At 65.7% G+C, this 14,216-nt stretch carries 18 protein-coding genes; 7 read left to right on the top strand and 11 right to left on the bottom strand.

The window, feature by feature from the left end:
- Positions 1 to 2: 2 nt before the first annotated feature.
- Positions 3 to 977, top strand: a complete 975-nt coding sequence (locus tag AB7M16_RS04900) for a Bug family tripartite tricarboxylate transporter substrate binding protein (protein ID WP_453943291.1) — start codon at positions 3 to 5, stop codon at positions 975 to 977.
- A gap of 57 nt (positions 978 to 1,034) precedes the next feature.
- Here AB7M16_RS04900 and AB7M16_RS04905 read toward each other — a convergent pair whose 3' ends face one another.
- The 3 genes from AB7M16_RS04905 to AB7M16_RS04915 form a co-directional block, all read right to left on the bottom strand.
- Positions 1,035 to 1,301, bottom strand: coding sequence for a hypothetical protein (locus tag AB7M16_RS04905; protein WP_212254995.1), 267 nt, complete (start codon positions 1,299 to 1,301; stop codon positions 1,035 to 1,037).
- A gap of 209 nt (positions 1,302 to 1,510) precedes the next feature.
- Positions 1,511 to 2,002: an SRPBCC family protein gene (locus AB7M16_RS04910; protein WP_172783272.1), complete on the bottom strand. Its 492-nt coding sequence runs from the start codon at positions 2,000 to 2,002 to the stop codon at positions 1,511 to 1,513.
- A gap of 2 nt (positions 2,003 to 2,004) precedes the next feature.
- Positions 2,005 to 2,391: an ArsR/SmtB family transcription factor gene (locus AB7M16_RS04915; protein ID WP_212254994.1), complete on the bottom strand. Its 387-nt coding sequence runs from the start codon at positions 2,389 to 2,391 to the stop codon at positions 2,005 to 2,007.
- A gap of 275 nt (positions 2,392 to 2,666) precedes the next feature.
- Between AB7M16_RS04915 and AB7M16_RS04920 the strand changes: the two genes are divergently transcribed.
- Positions 2,667 to 3,722, top strand: coding sequence for a serine hydrolase (locus AB7M16_RS04920; RefSeq protein ID WP_453943292.1), 1,056 nt, complete (start codon positions 2,667 to 2,669; stop codon positions 3,720 to 3,722).
- Positions 3,723 to 3,732: 10 nt separating this feature from the next.
- Here AB7M16_RS04920 and AB7M16_RS04925 read toward each other — a convergent pair whose 3' ends face one another.
- The gene (locus AB7M16_RS04925) at positions 3,733 to 4,437 is read right to left on the bottom strand and encodes an SDR family oxidoreductase (protein ID WP_453943293.1); all 705 of its coding nucleotides are present in this window, start codon (positions 4,435 to 4,437) and stop codon (positions 3,733 to 3,735) included.
- 115 nt (positions 4,438 to 4,552) lie between these two features.
- On the opposite strand from AB7M16_RS04925, the gene AB7M16_RS04930 reads away from it, so the two are divergent.
- Positions 4,553 to 5,395, top strand: coding sequence for a GNAT family N-acetyltransferase (locus AB7M16_RS04930; protein WP_453943294.1), 843 nt, complete (start codon positions 4,553 to 4,555; stop codon positions 5,393 to 5,395).
- Between the two features lies 1 nt (position 5,396).
- On the opposite strand, the gene AB7M16_RS04935 is transcribed toward AB7M16_RS04930, so the two are convergent.
- From AB7M16_RS04935 to AB7M16_RS04965, 7 genes are all read right to left on the bottom strand, one after another.
- Positions 5,397 to 5,846, bottom strand: a complete 450-nt coding sequence (locus AB7M16_RS04935) for a hypothetical protein (protein WP_260379685.1) — start codon at positions 5,844 to 5,846, stop codon at positions 5,397 to 5,399.
- Between the two features lie 175 nt (positions 5,847 to 6,021).
- Complete coding sequence (locus AB7M16_RS04940) at positions 6,022 to 6,303, bottom strand: hypothetical protein (protein WP_271503012.1); 282 nt, start codon at positions 6,301 to 6,303, stop codon at positions 6,022 to 6,024.
- Between the two features lie 12 nt (positions 6,304 to 6,315).
- On the bottom strand, positions 6,316 to 6,777 hold the full coding sequence (locus AB7M16_RS04945; RefSeq protein ID WP_453943295.1) for a curlin: 462 nt from the start codon (positions 6,775 to 6,777) through the stop codon (positions 6,316 to 6,318).
- 45 nt (positions 6,778 to 6,822) lie between these two features.
- Entirely contained in the window at positions 6,823 to 7,233 is a 411-nt protein-coding gene (locus tag AB7M16_RS04950) for a curlin (protein WP_453943296.1), read from the bottom strand.
- A 25-nt stretch (positions 7,234 to 7,258) separates the two neighbouring features.
- Entirely contained in the window at positions 7,259 to 7,651 is a 393-nt protein-coding gene (locus tag AB7M16_RS04955) for a curlin (RefSeq protein ID WP_453943297.1), read from the bottom strand.
- A 116-nt stretch (positions 7,652 to 7,767) separates the two neighbouring features.
- Complete coding sequence (locus AB7M16_RS04960; RefSeq protein ID WP_439366885.1) at positions 7,768 to 8,169, bottom strand: curlin subunit CsgB; 402 nt, start codon at positions 8,167 to 8,169, stop codon at positions 7,768 to 7,770.
- Between the two features lie 134 nt (positions 8,170 to 8,303).
- Positions 8,304 to 8,945, bottom strand: coding sequence for a response regulator transcription factor (locus tag AB7M16_RS04965; RefSeq protein WP_212254988.1), 642 nt, complete (start codon positions 8,943 to 8,945; stop codon positions 8,304 to 8,306).
- A 585-nt stretch (positions 8,946 to 9,530) separates the two neighbouring features.
- Here AB7M16_RS04965 and AB7M16_RS04970 point away from each other — a divergent pair.
- From AB7M16_RS04970 to AB7M16_RS04985, 4 genes are read left to right on the top strand one after another with little or no spacing between them, the layout of a single operon-like run.
- On the top strand, positions 9,531 to 10,955 hold the full coding sequence (locus AB7M16_RS04970; protein WP_453943298.1) for an efflux RND transporter periplasmic adaptor subunit: 1,425 nt from the start codon (positions 9,531 to 9,533) through the stop codon (positions 10,953 to 10,955).
- A complete protein-coding gene (locus tag AB7M16_RS04975) occupies positions 10,952 to 11,674 on the top strand; it encodes an ABC transporter ATP-binding protein (protein WP_212254986.1) in 723 nt (240 codons plus the stop codon). The genes AB7M16_RS04970 and AB7M16_RS04975 overlap by 4 nt, the downstream gene beginning before the upstream one ends.
- Entirely contained in the window at positions 11,671 to 12,894 is a 1,224-nt protein-coding gene (locus AB7M16_RS04980) for an ABC transporter permease (RefSeq protein WP_453943299.1), read from the top strand. The genes AB7M16_RS04975 and AB7M16_RS04980 overlap by 4 nt, the downstream gene beginning before the upstream one ends.
- 39 nt (positions 12,895 to 12,933) lie before the next feature.
- The gene (locus tag AB7M16_RS04985) at positions 12,934 to 13,251 is read left to right on the top strand and encodes a response regulator transcription factor (protein ID WP_453943300.1); all 318 of its coding nucleotides are present in this window, start codon (positions 12,934 to 12,936) and stop codon (positions 13,249 to 13,251) included.
- The last annotated feature ends 965 nt before the right edge of the window (positions 13,252 to 14,216 follow it).

A 14,216-nucleotide genomic window follows, 5' to 3' on the forward strand; every position in this document is an offset into this window, starting at 1 on the left:
TCATGACCATCACACGCCGAGCACTGCTGGGCGCCGTCGCCGTCGGCGTCTCGGCCTCGTCATTTTCCGCCTACGCTGAGGACGTCTGGCCGTCGCGGATGGTGCGGCTGATCTCGCCTTACGGTCCCGGCGGCTCCAACGACATCTCGCTGCGCTTGCTGGCCGAGGAGTTCAGCCGCAGTCTGCGCCAGCAATTCATCGTCGAGAACAAGCCCGGCGCCGGCACACGCATCGCCAACGACATGGTCGCCCATGCGCCTGGCGACGGCTATACGATCCTCTACGTCGCGGCGCCCTACGCCACCGCCGAGGCGCTATTCGGCAAGCTGACCTATGAGCGCGGGGATCTGCAGCCGATCGCGATGGCCGTGATCGCACCGCTGTTCCTCATCATCAGTGCCGATGCGCCGTTCAAGACGCTTCCCGACTTGATCGCCTACGGCAAGTCGAAGCCGGACGGACTGACCTTCGCCTCTCCCGGCGCCGGCTCGCAGCCGCATCTTGCCGGAGAGCTCCTGTTTCGCGATGCCGGCGTCAAGGGTCTCAACATCCCGTTCCGCGGCGATGCCGCCTCCTACACCGAGCTGCTCGCCGGACGCGTCGATGCCACGCTGACCGCGCTGCCGACCGCCCTGCCCTACATCCAGAGCGGCAAGTTCACCGTTCTCGGCGTCGCTTCGGCCGAGCGCAGCGCGCTCTACCCGCGGGCGCCGACGCTGCGCGAGCAGGGCTTTCCCAACGTCGTCGCCGCCGGCTGGTACGGCTTCATGGTGCCGTCCACGACGCCGCGCGCCGTCGTCGACAAGCTCCAGGCCGAGGTTCTGCGCGCGCTCGCCGAGCCTGCGATCAAGGACAAGCTGACGGCCCAGGGCCTCGAGGTGCGTGCCGGCACCGCGGCCGAGTTCGGCCAGTTCATCGACGCCGAGACGCAGAAGTGGGCCAGATTGATCCGCGAGGCCGGTCTCAAGGGCGAGTAGGAGCTGGCGCTGCTTCTCGCACTGGACTGAGGTGGCGAGAGCCCGTTTGGCCGGCGCCTAGCGCCCTTCGGCGTAACGGCCACCGCCGCGGATGAGACCGTCGCGTTCCTCGGCGTGGCGCTGGTATTCGGAGATCGCGCGGTTGGCCATGCGGATTCGATTCGTGTGTCCCTTCTCGACCATCACGGTGATACGCTGCGCCAGGAACACGCAGGCCTCGAATTCGTCGCGAATGGCGCCCGTCCGCACCAGAAAGTCCCAGGCGATCTCGTAGGCCTGCTCCGCCGCGGGATTGCGATAGTCGCTGAAGATGATGTGCGTCATCACTGCCAAACCCTGATGGCAGCGATCGTTCCTATGGCTCGCGCATGCGAGGGAACCGGCAGCGCCGCGCGTGAATGCGGCCCCGGCGAATTGCCGCCGGAGCCGGATCGCATGTGCAAGCCGCTGAAGGCTGAATCCAGAGCGCGTTCAACTGGTCATCCGTCGTTCGGGATGATGCGATACATCGATGCCCGAACAATCACCTCGTATCACCGCTTCATTCCCGCCACATAAGCCGCCAGCTTGTCGAGCGTCTGGTAGCCGTATTCGACGGCGCCGAAGCCGATCATGCCGTCGCGCTGCTCTGCGCTCGAGGCCAGTTGCCGCATCATCAGCACGGTCTTGCCGTTGCTCTGCTCGGCAAAGGTGACGGTGAAACGGAACATGCCGGGATCGTCGTCCTGGTCGAGGCCATGATCCATCTCCATCAGCGACGGCCGCTCGATGCGGCGGAAGCGCATCCGGTTCGGATAGACCGTGCCGTCGGGCCCGATCATGTTGAAGCGCCAGACGCCGCCGACACGCACATCGATCTCGAAGGTCTCGACCTTGAATCCCTTCGGGCCGAACCATTGCGGCAGATGTTTCGGGTCGGACCATGCCTCGAACACCAGATCGCGCGGCGCGTCGATCACGCGCGACATCACGATCTCGCGGTCGAGCGACCATTGCGACAGAGCGGGGTTGGCAGAACTCGTCATGATTAGGAACCTTTCCGTTTGGTTGTCTTGGACGGCCGCTTGGCGCCCGCCCTTTCTTTCTCTTTCTTGAGCTTCATCACATAGGCCTCGAAGCGGTCGAGCCGCGCCTCCCAGACCGCGCGCTGCTGCTGGAACCAATCCTCGGCGCCGACAAGCGCGTCCGCGCTGAGACGGCAGGTGCGCACGCGCCCCGATTTCTCGGACTGAACGAGCCCGCTCGTTTCCAGCACATGGATGTGCTTCATGAAGCTCGGCAGCGCCATGTCGAAGGGACCGGCGAGCTCGCCGACCGACGCCTCGCCCGCGCACAGCCGCATCACGATGGCCCGCCGCGTCGGGTCGGCGAGCGCTGCGAAGATCTGGTCGAGATGGGGCGATTGGTTAGCCATGAAGCTAACTATACACCCGGGATCGCGGACGTCAACAATTGTTAGCCTGATGGCTCAGTTTCGTCGATCGATGGGAACCCACAACGCGCAATTGTGAATTGGGACCTCGCCCCCTCCTCGCTAAACCATATCCGGGGGCGCATCAGCATGATCGATCAGAGCACGTGCCGCCTGTTGTCATCTCATCCCCGATCACCCGGCGAAGCTTCGCCCGCGCCGCATTCATTCCGGTTGCAATGGCGCTTTGCCCGCGCCGCGCCTCCGCGGATTCCGACATGATCGCGCAGATACGCGACATCGTCGCCGGCGCGCTGGCGCCGACTGCGATGCCGGACCATGCGGGCGGCCTCGCCGCCGCGCTCTATGCCGGCCGCCATGTCGAGTTCTTCAGCTACGGGTTCGCCGACGATGCCGCCAGGCGGCCGGTGACGCCCGACACGCTGTTCAACCTCGCCTCCTTGCGAAAGCCGTTCGAGGCCACGCTCGTGGCGCTCGGCATGCTGCGCGGCGAGCTGCGGCTCGACGATCATCTGCCGAAATATCTGCCCGAGCTGACCGGCAGCTATATCCGCAACGTCACTGTTGGCGAGTTGGCGGCGCACACGTCGGGGCTGCTGCTCCCGACCGATCATCCGCCCTGGCCAAACGAAGAGTTTACGCGCGAGCAGTTCATCGCGATGCTGAACGCCTTCGAGCCGGCGCCCGGCGTCGCACCCGGCCGGCAACGCGTCTACACCCATGCCGGCTACGTGCTGCTTCAGCTCGTGCTGGAGCGCCGCTACGGCATGCCTATCCAAGCGCTGATCGAGCACCGCATTCTCCGCCCCCTCGTCATGCACTCAACTTTCGTCCCCGAGCGCGGCCCGGACAATCGCGCCATCTTGGACGGGGCGGCGATACAGCGCGTGGTCCAGGGCTATTCCGACCAGGGCACGGCAATCGGCCCGATCGGCAACCAGCAGAGCTATTTCGACTTTCCCGGCACCGGGCAGATGTTCTCCTCGGCGCGCGACCTCGCGACGTTCGTCGCCGCCTGCGTCGACGGCCCCGCGATCGATCCGCATTTGCGCGAAGCCCTGCGGCTGACGCAGCGCGAGGCCTTCCATGTCGATGAAAAATTCGGCCAAGGCATGGCCTGGGAGACCGTGCGCCTCCCAGGTGTCACCATCGTCGACAAGCCCGGCGGGCTCAACAACGCCTCCGGCTATATCGGCCTGGTGCCGGCGCGGCGGATCGGCATCGTTCTGCTGGCCAATCGCGGCGAATATCCGCACGAGATCGCCCGCTACAAGATCCTGCCGGAACTGGCGCGGCTGATAGCCTCACATTGAGACGGCCGCCTCAGACCGAGCGCATCAGCCCGCCATCGACGCGGATGTTCTGGCCGGTGATGTAGGCGGCGCCGTCGGAGGCCAGGAACGAGATCGTCGCCGCGATCTCCTCGACCTTGCCGTAGCGCTTCATCGGCACGCTGTCGCGTCGCGCGTCCTGCTGCGGCAGGCTGTCGATCCAGCCCGGCAGCACGTTGTTCATGCGGACATTGTCGGCCGCGTAAGTGTCGGTGAAGATCTTGGTGAAGGCGGCGAGCCCTGCGCGGAACACCGCCGAGGTCGGGAACATCGCGCTGGGCTCGAACGCCCAGGCGGTCGAGATGTTGATGATGGCGCCGCCCTTCTGCGCCTGCATCAGCGGCGTGACCAGCCGGGTCGGACGGATCACGTTCAGGAGATAAGTGTCGAGGCCGGTGTGCCACTGCTCGTCGGTGATCTCGGTGATGGGGGCACGCGGCCCATGCCCGGCGCTGTTGACGAGCACGTCGATCCGCCCCCACTTCGCCATCGCGGCCTCGACGAGGCGCATCAGGTCGTCGTTCGACTGATTCGAGCCGGTGACGCCGATCCCGCCGAGCTCGGCCGCCAGCGCCTCGCCCTTGCCCGAGGACGACAGGATCGCAACGCGAAACCCGTCCGCCGCCAGCCGCCGCGCAGCCCCCGCCCCCATGCCGCTGCCGCCGGCGGTAACGAGCGCAACCTTCTCCGCTGCCATGACCGATGATCCCTTCAGTTGAGGCGAGCCGCAGGCTCGTCCTATCATGAGGCCTTCTACAGCCAGACCTGTCGGCAGGTCCATGGCCCAAGGCATCCATCACGAGCGGCTTGAAATGAGTGATCTGCAGATCCGCAATTTGCGGCCCGACGAAATCGCCCTCGCAATCGACTGGGCCGCGGCGGAGGGCTGGAATCCGGGGCTGGCGGATGCCGCCTGCTTTGCGATCCCCGATCGCCAAGGCTTCTTCGTCGGCGAGATCGACGGTGAGCCGGTCGCGACCGTCTCCTGCGTCAATTACGACGACCGCTTCGCCTTCCTGGGCTTCTATATCGTGCGCGAGCGCTTTCGCGGCGCCGGCCATGGCCTGCGCATCTGGAATGCAGCGATCGCGCATGCGGGCGCGCGCGTGATTGGTCTCGACGGCGTGGTGGCGCAGCAGGAGAATTACAAGAAGTCGGGATTCCAGCTCGCTTACGCCAACATCCGCTATGGCGGCACTGTTGCAGGATCCGCGAAGCCGCCGGCCGATGTCGTTGCGCTCGACAAGGTCCCGTTTGCACTCGTGGAAGCCGATGACGCCACCGTATTCCCCGCCAGGCGCAGCGCCTTCCTGCGCGCCTGGATCAACACACGAGGTCACGTCGGCCGCGCGTTGCTGCGCGACGGCAGGCTCACCGCATGGGGCGTGATCCGCCCCTGCCGGACGGGCTACAAGATCGGCCCGCTCGTCGCCGACGACCGCACAGCCGCGGATCAAGTCGTGCAGGCCCTGCTCGGAAGCGCGGGCGCCGGCGAGGTCTTCCTCGACGTCCCCGCCGTCAATCCCGCCGCAATCGCGCTCGCCGAGGAGCTCGGCCTGAAGCCGGTGTTCGAGACGGCGCGGATGTACACCGGGCCGATCCCGCCGCTGCGGCTCGACCGCGTCTTCGGCGTGACCAGCTTCGAGCTGGGTTAACTCAGTAGCAGCGCATGATGTTGACGGTGTGCTCGCTGCCGCCGCGGCCGGGCACCGTCACCTGCTCCGTCGGGCAGCTCGGCACATAGGGCCGATCGGACGGCACGACATTCGGCGGATAACGATGCGTCCAATCCCAGGGCACATCATAGGTGTAGGTGTAGCGAACATCGGCGGAGAGCGACTGGTTCATATCGGCGAAGGGCTGGCTGTAGCCGGCGCCGTCGTAGAAGTATCCGCCGCCGCCCGGCCAGTAGACCCATGGCGCGCTGCGGCGGTGGAACCGGGCGCCCGGCCCCACGTGCGGACGGGCCCCGTGCGGCGGGGCGGCTGCTGCTGCGACGCCTGGCGCCGCGGCGCCAGCAGGTCTGGAAAAACTGTCAGCGGAGCTCAGCAGCAGCATAGCGGCGCTGAGCGAGGCGACCAACGCCCCATGTGATCTGGCAATCATGATACGCACCACACTGGTTTGGCTTTGCGAAAGCAGCTCCCCGCGGGGAGGCTAGGCCGGGCCGTCGCCCACCCGCAAACGTATAATTAATTATTGGTTAAGGCACGCGATTAGCCGGGAACCGGATGCGGCAGAACGCCCGGAATTCGCGTCTGATTTCAGCGACTTCGTCCCGTCAGCGGCCCTGCTGCTTGCGCAGCCAGTCGAGCATGTCCTGCGGGCTTCCGCTGCCCTGTGTCACGATCGCGGTATTGCCGCCGCTGCGGCGATAGACCGTCGTGCGCCCGGGCTCCTTCTCGATCTTGACCTCGGCTTCTGCCGGATCACCGCTCTGCGTGATGACCGAGGTGCCGTTCTCGTCCTGGACCACGGTGGTATGACCGTCGCCGGCCCCGGCCGGCGCCATTGCAACCACGCTCATGAACCCCAGTCCGGATGCGAGCAGAAGCAGCTTCATGTCACACCTCCATCATCGGCCGAACTGGAAGATCGCCAGCCAGTTGAAACGCCCGAACTGCCTCACCGCTCCCGTGTTCATGTCTCCGATCTGGAGCAGGAGCGCGTTGGTCGAATGGCCGATCTGGGTGATCTCGGCGGTGTTGCTCACCCCGGATTGACCGATCGCCGCATTGGTGGTGCCGCCGACCTGGATCACATTGGCATGGTTGCGCGTGCCGTTCTGGATGATGGTCGCGTCCACCGTGCCGGTCCCGCCGATCTGGATCACCCGCGCGATGTTGATGCGGCTGTTCTCCTCGATCGTGACAGGCTGAACATTGTCGCCGAACTGCACGACCGTTTCGATGCTGACGTTCCGGTTGGTCACGCTGCGCTGGACCGTCCCGGCGCACGCCTGCGTCGCCGCACCGATGGCGGCGAGCATTGCCGCCAGGGCCAAAGCCCGCCTCAGCACCTGACTGCCGCCTCGCATCGCGCTTCCCCGTTCGTTGTCGACACTGACGAGATCGCTCGCGCGTCAGGGGCCGGTCTGGACGATGGTCGAGGTGTTGACGGTGCCGAACTGCGCCACCGTGCCCGCATTCATCGCGCCGAGCTGGGATATCAGGCTGGTCGCCGACTGGCCGGCCTGGCCGACATAGGCGAAGTTGTTGCCCCCGGTCTGCCCGACCGATGCGGAACTCGTTCCGCCGAACTGCAGGACGCCCGTGGCGTTGTTGCTGCCGTTCTGCGTCACGGTCGCGCTGGTCGTGCCTCCGATCATGAACACACCCGCCATGTTGAGCTGGCTGTTCTGGTTCAGCACGACGGGCGGTCCGCCGACCGAGACGATGGTCTTGATGTCGGCGGTCTGTGCTGTCGCCGAAAGGGCGCTGGCCAGATACAGAGCGAGCGTTGCGGCGCATGCGCCGCCCAGATGACGTTTCATGACATGCCTCACCACTTCGATCTGCTCACGGCGCCTGCTGGAGAACAGTCGATCCGTTCAGGATCCCGAGCTGTCCGACTCCGGCGGTGTTGTTCGCGCCGATCTGGCCTATCAGGCTCGAATTGGCGCCGCCGACCTGGCCGGTCAGTGCGGTATTGGTTGCGGTCGCAATGGTGCCGCCCTGCCCGATCACCGCTGTGTTGACCGTGAGCAGCGAGCCCGTCTGCAAGGTGGTCGCGTTATTGGTGGCGCCGAACTGCAGCGTCGTGGCGCTGTTGCTGGTGCCGCCGCTCTGCGAAATGAACGACGTGTTGGTCGTGCCGAATTGCAGCACGCTGGCCGAGTTGCCGGCCCGGGCATCGGCTGCCGTCAGTGCAGCGAATGCCGCAACCGTTGCAATGAAATAGGTGATCCGCATGTCATGTCCTCCGCGAGAATGAGCGAGCGTCGCAATTGATCGCCCTGCCCGGTTGCGGTGCCGGAATGGCCCGGACGCACCGACCTGGATGCGTCCGGCCCAAACGAACCGTGGCTTCAGTGCGCCGTCTGCGAGACGGTGCTGCCGTTGATGCCGAATGCACTGATCTGGCCGACGGCGGCGGCGTTGTTCTGGAGCGCGGCGGGCCCGAACGAGTTCTGGGTGATCGAGCTGCCGTTGTTGCCGAACGCCACCTGGCCGGTGGCCGCCGAGTTCTGCACGCCGACCTGGTTCACCGTGCTGCCGTTGTTGAGCGAGGCCGCGCTGGTGCCCTGCATCGTCGTCGCACTGTTGATGATGCCGAGCTGGCTGGTCGAGGACGTGTCGTTGGTGAGGCCCTGCTGCGAAACGCTCGAAGTATTCACGACGCCGACCTGCACCGTGGTGGAGGTGTTGGCGGCCTGAGCCGCGGAGGACAGAGCGAGCACGGCAACGGATGCAAAAAACAATTTACGCATGGAGTATCCCTTTCTGGCCAAGTTGTCTGACTGGTTTCGGATGCCTTCCCGGAAAAGAGGCCGACATCGTAGGGATGACTCTGAACCGATCCTGGCCTGCGCGACAGACTGCAGTTCATGCTAGTCGCTCCGGACTAGACGCTGCGTGTCGTCTCCGCTTCGCGCCCCATGCTGTCGACCAGCCGCACCACTTCGATCGGCGTACGCAGCTCCAGCTTTCGCATCATCCTGGTGCGATGGACCTTCGCCGTCACTTCGCTCACGCCAAGTCTTGCTGCGATCTGCTTGGCGACGAGCCCTTCGGCCATCAGCAGCATGATCTCGCGCTCTCTCGCCGTCAGCATCTCGACACGCTGGCGGGCTTCACGCACGCTGTCTTCGCGTTGCAGCCGCCTGCGGTCGCGCTCGATGCCGTGCCTGATGGCATCGAGGATCTCCTGCTCGCGAAAGGGCTTGGGCAGAAACTCCACCGCGCCGCGCTTCATCGCCTCGACCGAGACGCGGACGTCGGAGTAGCCGCTGATGAAGACGATCGGAATTGACACGCCCATCTCGGCCAGCCGGCGCTGCAGCTCGAGCCCGGTCGGCGACGTGCCGGGAAACCGCACGTCGAGCACGAGGCATGACGGCCCGGGCGAAACGGTCTCGGCGAGAAACTCTTCGGTCGAGGCGAACAGCTTGACCTGATGCCCGGTCTCCTCGCAGAGACTTCCGATCGCGGCTCGAATCTGGGCTTCGTCGTCAACGACGTAAACTGTGGCTTGATCTGAACTCATGGGGCTCCCCGGCTTGGGGCTCGATGAAAACGCAACGAGCTATCCATTCTTCTTGCAAGCGAGATCAAGGTGCTTGGATGATTCGCGCAGATCGAGCGAAGCGCGTCGGTCCGCCGGTTCGAAGTCATAGGGCCAACACGCGCCGGAGACGAGTGAAGGCGTTCACATATCGGGCTTCGTGATGGGAGGGCTTCGATCTTGTCGCCGGCGGCATCGCGGCGGGACGATTTGGAGAATGCGGCAATGCTGCGTCGTCGGATCGCCGGCTGCGTCATGGCATCGCCACCCACGTGCCGACTCGCACGCCTGCTGCTGGCCGCTCTGGCCGGATCAGACGGGACGTTCAGTCAGCTTATCGAGTTCGATACCGCGCGCCTCGTATCGATACGCTCGGTATGCATCCCGATCAAATCACGAAAAGTAGCACCCCACCTGCTTTACTACTGGATGACGAGGCGCACCCGACCGTCGGCCCGGCGAGGACGACATACTGACGTTCGATACGACTTTCCATACTTTACAACCATAGCGAGCGTGCCACTTTTTCCCGATTCCCCGAAGTCATTTCAATCGGCGAGTTTTGATATGCGATTTGTGCCAGCATTTGCCTTGCTCGGAGCTGCGTGCGGCCTCGCTGCGATCTACGCCGGGCCGGGCATGATCGCCGGCGCCGCCGGGAGCGCGGCAGACACGGCGGCTCGCGCCTATGACCAGACCAGGCGGCTGCTGATCCCCTCCACCCGCGAGGTTCCGGCCTACGGGTCGGACGCACCCATGTTCCGCTATGCCTCGATCCAGCGCGGCAGCGTCGAGCAGACCGTCACCGTCACCGGCGCCCTGCAGCCGGTCAAGACGATCGAGGTCGGCTCCCAACTGTCGGGGCAGCTCGCCCGTGTCTATGTCGACTTCAACGACCCCGTCGCCAAGGATCAGCCGCTCGCTCTGATCGATCCGCGCAGCTTTGCAGCCAAGGTCGACGAGGCCAGGGCGTCGCTGGCCGTCGCCAATGCCCTGGTCGACATCGCCAGGGCCAAGCTCGATCGCGCCAGGATCGATCTGCAGAACGCGAGGGGCAGCCGCGACGTGCTCGCGGCCAAGCTCGAGAGCGCGCAGGCGGTGAAGTCCTCGGCTCAGAAGACGCTGCAGCGGAAGCTGGCGCTGCAATCGCAGAACGTGGTGGCGACCACGGCGGTCGACGACGCGCAGACCGAGTTCACCGCGCGCCTCGCCCAGGAACGTGAAGCCGAGATCCTGATGTCCCTCAACTCCTTTTCGGTGGAGGGCGCGCAGGCCGACGTCCGCCGCATCGAGGCGGAGCTGCAGCAGGCTCGCATGGCGGTGCCGGAGAAAGCCGCCGTTCTCGCCGCGGCCCAGGCCGATCTCGACCGCACCGTGATCCGTTCGCCGATCGACGGCGTCGTGGTCGGCCGGTTCGTCAACGAGGGGCAGACGCTCGCGGTCGGACTGGAAGCACGCACCACCTTCATGGTGGCGCACCGCCTGGAGGACATGGAGATTCACGCGCAGGTCGATGAAGCCGACATCGGCCGCATCGCGCCCGGGCAGCACGCGCATTTCACCGTCGACGCCTACCCGGATCGCCGCTTCGAGGCGGTGGTGCGCCAGGTGCGCAAGGCGCCGCAGACCCAGCAGCACGTCGTCACCTACACCGTGGTGCTGGCGACCGCCAATCTCGACGGCGCGCTGCTGCCGGGAATGACCGCCCTGGTGAAGATCGTCATCGAACGCCAGGACGACGTGCTGAAAGTGCCGCTCGCAGCGCTGCGGTTCCAGCCGGCCGGCACACGGCCGGACACCGCGGCACGTAGCGGCGTGTGGGTGCGCACCGCCGGCGGCGCGCTGCAGCGGGTCGCGGTGACGGTCGGCGCCGCCGGCACCGAGCAGGTCGCGCTCCGGAGCGGAGATCTCGTCGAGGGCAGCGAGGTCGCCGTCGGCCAGGCCATCCGTCCGGCCGGCATGGAAATTCTCGGCATCAGGTTCGGATCATGACCGCCTCGCCCCTCATCAGCCTCCAGTCGGTCAGCAGGACCTATCGCACCGAGGGAGTCGCGGTGGCGGCGGTGCGCAATGTCAGCTTCGATATCGCGCAAGGCGAGATCGTCGCGGTGATGGGGCCTTCCGGCTCCGGCAAGTCGACGCTGATGAACATGATCGGATTGCTCGACCTGCCGAGCGAGGGCGCGGTCTATCTCCAGGGCGCCAACGTCGCCGATCTCACGGAAGATCGCCGGTCGTCCCTGCGCGCCCGCAGCATCGGCTTCGTGTTCCAATCCTACAATCTGCTCGCGCGCCACGATGCCATCGAGAACGTCGCACTGCCGCTGGTCTATTGCGGCATCGCGCGCAAGGAACGGCTGGCGCGCGCGGAAGCGAGCCTTCAGGCCGTCGGCATGCTGCACCGGGCCCATCACTTCCCGCGGCAGCTCTCCGGCGGCGAGCAGCAGCGCGTCGCGATCGCGCGCGCACTGATCGCCTCCCCGCTGATCGTGCTCGCCGACGAGCCGACCGGCGCGCTCGACAGCCGCACCGGTGCCGAGATTCTCTCCCTGTTCGCCGCGCTCAACCGGACCGGCCAGACCATCGTCATGATCACCCACGATCCCGGCATCGCGACCCAGTGCCGGCGCACGATCCACCTGCATGACGGTGAGCTCGTCAGCGACGAAACGGTGGCGGAGCTGCTGCCGAGACGGAGCGCTGCGTCATGACGATACTCCAGGGCTTTCAGATCGCGTTGCACGCCCTTCGCCTCAATCCGCTGCGCAGCTTCCTCACCATGCTCGGCATCGTGATCGGGGTCGCCTCGATCGTGACGGTGTTCGCGATCGGCGCCGGCGCGCAGCTGCGTCTGCAGGAGCAGATCCGTTCGATCGGCGCCAACGTGCTGATGATCACCCCCGGCGCGGTCTATCAGGGCGGCGTGCGTCTCAAGGACGGCAGCAAGCTGACGATGACCGAGAGCGACGTGCAGGCCATTCTCGAGCAGATCCCGGAAATCCAGGCCGCGGCCGGCTCCATCGCCGGGACGGCGCAGGTCATCCACGAGGGCAAGAACTGGAACACGACGATCAACGGCACGACCACCGGCCACTTCATGGTGCGCGACTGGCAGCTCGCGGCCGGGCGCTATTTCTCCGCCACCGAGGAAGCCGGCGCCGGCAAGGTCGTGATCCTCGGAAGCACGGTCGCGCGCGAGCTGTTCGCACCCGGCGACGATCCCATCGGCGCGCAGATCAGGATCATGAAGGTCCCGCTCGAGGTGGTCGGCGTGCTCGACCGCAAGGGACCCGCTCAGGACGACGTCGCCTTCGTGCCGCTCACCACGGCCAAGCTGCGCTTCCTCGGCAGCGCCAGCAACATCAACCGCGACTCGGTCGCCTACATCATCGCCAAGGTGGCCGCAGACGGTCAGATGGCGGGCGTGCGAGCGGAGATCGAGAACCTGCTGCGGCAGCGCCACCGCATCCCCGCCGGCCAGGACGACGACTTCAAGGTCCAGGATCCCGCCGCCGCAATGGAGGCGCAGCAGGGCGCGATCCGCACCGTCGCGTTGCTGCTCGTCGCCATCGCCTCGGTCTCGCTGCTCGTCGGCGGCATCAGCATCATGAACGTCATGATCGTGTCGGTCACCGAGCGCACCCGGGAGATCGGCATCCGCCGGGCGCTCGGCGGGCGGATGCGCGACATCCGTCTGCAGTTTCTCTGCGAAGCGCTCGTCCTCTGCCTGCTCGGCGGTGCCATCGGCGTCGCCGGCGGCATCACGCTCTCGATGACGGTCGCCCGCATGGCCGGGTGGGTCACCTCGATCGACGGCCAGGCGATCGGCCTGTCTCTCGTCTTCTCGATCGCGACCGGCCTCGTCTTTGGTTTTTATCCAGCTCACAAGGCGTCCAAGCTGAGTCCGATCGAGGCGCTCAAGACGGAGTGAGAGCATGCCGGGATGTTCGCAAAGGCCAGGGAGGCAGCCGTGAGCTCGGATCCGAAAGATTTGATCGCACCGACACCGCGCGAACGGGAGCTGATGACGCTGATCGCGCGGGGGATGCAGAACAAGAACATCGCCTACGAGCTCAACATCTCGGAGAACACGGTGCGGGCGCACATCGGCAACATCATGCGCAAGTACCGGCTTCAGAACAGAACGCAGATCGCGATCGCCTTTGCCCTGCACACCGCGCCGTCGTCGCTCCGCCGCGATCTCGCCAAGACAGCGCTCTTTCCGGCCGCGACGAAGCCGGCGCAGGCCCTTGCACCCAATCCACGGGCGCAGACCGCGCCGGATTGAATGGTTGCGGCCACAATCCCTTGCGCTGCCCGACGGGCAAAACACCCGATTCATGGGTCAATGCATTCGGTTGAAAATATTCCGCTTTACCGAAATTCGGAAACACGCGTATGTGTCGCGCAACCCGGCCCAAGGAAGAGGGGCGTATCGCGATCGTCACGAACGCGGGTCGGGGGGCGGTGGACGCGGATGGCGTCGGCGCGAACGGCTTTGCAGGGCGGGCAACCGTGAGCGAGGTCGTCGCGCATACGACCGGTGTCATCAGCGTACGGCAAAATCGTGTGGTCCTGACGCCCGGGGTCTGTGCGTCAAGTCTTGTGGTGATGTGGTTGCCCGACCGGGCGATGCGCATCAGCCATCCGCAAGGTGACGGGGGCAATAGTGCATCGCTCCCCGGGGAGAGCGCGACATAAGCCGTAAAACCACTGCGCAGGGAAGGCCGGATGTTTGGCTTCACCTGTATGCCGCTGTGCAAATTCTTGTTGCCACCTTTCGCACAGTGGACCGTGGGTGCCCGGCCGGCACCCGGTCTTCCCTGCGCCCTCTTTCAATCGAGGGTGAGACGACGAGCAAAGCTCGGGCGAAATGCGCCGCGAGGATGCGAAGCTGTGTCTGCGACGACACACTCGCTGTCATCGCCCGGTTTAACCGGGCGGTCCAGTACTCCGAGACAGTTATGGCTCAATCGATAGGCCGCGGCGTACTGGATTCCCCGCCTTCGCGGGGAATGACAGTAGCATTTGGAAAGCGATTTTCCTGCCACCCCGTCATTGCGAGCGCAGCGAAGCAATCCAGAGTCTCTCCGCGGATGCATCCTGGATTGCTTCGCTGCGCTCGCAATGACGATGTTGAGGCAACTGTGTGCCGCAAATTCAGGTCGCGTGCCCCGGACGCAGCGCAGCGTCTCTTCGACGATGCGCTGCAGAGCCGGGGCCCATGCAGCAGCGAGCGACGTCGCCTGCTGG

The organism is Bradyrhizobium sp. USDA 372, from assembly GCF_053629095.1.

What these genes read in the sequence shown, in the direction of transcription:
- AB7M16_RS04945 (WP_453943295.1), bottom strand. Translation starts at nt 6,777, where the DNA reads ATGCGAGGCGGCAGTCAGGTGCTGAGGCGGGCTTTGGCCCTGGCGGCA.
- AB7M16_RS04920 (WP_453943292.1), top strand. Translation starts at nt 2,667, where the DNA reads ATGATCGCGCAGATACGCGACATCGTCGCCGGCGCGCTGGCGCCGACT.
- AB7M16_RS04975 (WP_212254986.1), top strand. Translation starts at nt 10,952, where the DNA reads ATGACCGCCTCGCCCCTCATCAGCCTCCAGTCGGTCAGCAGGACCTAT.
- AB7M16_RS04925 (WP_453943293.1), bottom strand. Translation starts at nt 4,437, where the DNA reads ATGGCAGCGGAGAAGGTTGCGCTCGTTACCGCCGGCGGCAGCGGCATG.
- AB7M16_RS04980 (WP_453943299.1), top strand. Translation starts at nt 11,671, where the DNA reads ATGACGATACTCCAGGGCTTTCAGATCGCGTTGCACGCCCTTCGCCTC.
- AB7M16_RS04915 (WP_212254994.1), bottom strand. Translation starts at nt 2,391, where the DNA reads ATGGCTAACCAATCGCCCCATCTCGACCAGATCTTCGCAGCGCTCGCC.
- AB7M16_RS04965 (WP_212254988.1), bottom strand. Translation starts at nt 8,945, where the DNA reads ATGAGTTCAGATCAAGCCACAGTTTACGTCGTTGACGACGAAGCCCAG.
- AB7M16_RS04905 (WP_212254995.1), bottom strand. Translation starts at nt 1,301, where the DNA reads ATGACGCACATCATCTTCAGCGACTATCGCAATCCCGCGGCGGAGCAG.
- AB7M16_RS04960 (WP_439366885.1), bottom strand. Translation starts at nt 8,169, where the DNA reads ATGCGTAAATTGTTTTTTGCATCCGTTGCCGTGCTCGCTCTGTCCTCC.
- AB7M16_RS04935 (WP_260379685.1), bottom strand. Translation starts at nt 5,846, where the DNA reads ATGATTGCCAGATCACATGGGGCGTTGGTCGCCTCGCTCAGCGCCGCT.
- AB7M16_RS04955 (WP_453943297.1), bottom strand. Translation starts at nt 7,651, where the DNA reads ATGCGGATCACCTATTTCATTGCAACGGTTGCGGCATTCGCTGCACTG.
- AB7M16_RS04940 (WP_271503012.1), bottom strand. Translation starts at nt 6,303, where the DNA reads ATGAAGCTGCTTCTGCTCGCATCCGGACTGGGGTTCATGAGCGTGGTT.
- AB7M16_RS04970 (WP_453943298.1), top strand. Translation starts at nt 9,531, where the DNA reads ATGCGATTTGTGCCAGCATTTGCCTTGCTCGGAGCTGCGTGCGGCCTC.
- AB7M16_RS04930 (WP_453943294.1), top strand. Translation starts at nt 4,553, where the DNA reads ATGAGTGATCTGCAGATCCGCAATTTGCGGCCCGACGAAATCGCCCTC.
- AB7M16_RS04910 (WP_172783272.1), bottom strand. Translation starts at nt 2,002, where the DNA reads ATGACGAGTTCTGCCAACCCCGCTCTGTCGCAATGGTCGCTCGACCGC.
- AB7M16_RS04950 (WP_453943296.1), bottom strand. Translation starts at nt 7,233, where the DNA reads ATGAAACGTCATCTGGGCGGCGCATGCGCCGCAACGCTCGCTCTGTAT.
- AB7M16_RS04900 (WP_453943291.1), top strand. Translation starts at nt 3, where the DNA reads ATGACCATCACACGCCGAGCACTGCTGGGCGCCGTCGCCGTCGGCGTC.